Raw genomic sequence first — 278 nt, forward strand, 5'->3', positions numbered from 1 at the left:
GAGCCTCCTCCACGTACACGTATTTTCACGTCGGCGTCGGGCGAGCCCTCGGTCGTGGTGATGTTTACGCCGGCCATCTTACCCGTGAGGGCTTCGGTTACTGACGCAACCGGAACAGCCGCGAGGGCTTCGTTGCTCACAGTGGCCACGGAACCGGTAAGGTCCTTGCGGCGAACGGAGCCGTAACCGATGACAACGAGGTCGTCGAGTGCAGTAGCCTCATCTTCCATTGTAACTGTTACACTACTCTTTCCGGCCACGTTTACCGTCTGCGGCTT

General features: G+C 59.0%; 1 protein-coding gene. It reads right to left on the bottom strand.

The window, feature by feature from the left end; translation table 11 throughout:
* The coding region (locus tag H6A34_RS15715) for a TonB-dependent receptor plug domain-containing protein (RefSeq protein WP_205106120.1) at positions 1-278 on the bottom strand (278 nt) is incomplete at both ends.

The sequence above is a fragment of the Marseilla massiliensis genome (assembly GCF_016899855.1).
GTDB lineage: Bacteria > Bacteroidota > Bacteroidia > Bacteroidales > Bacteroidaceae > Prevotella.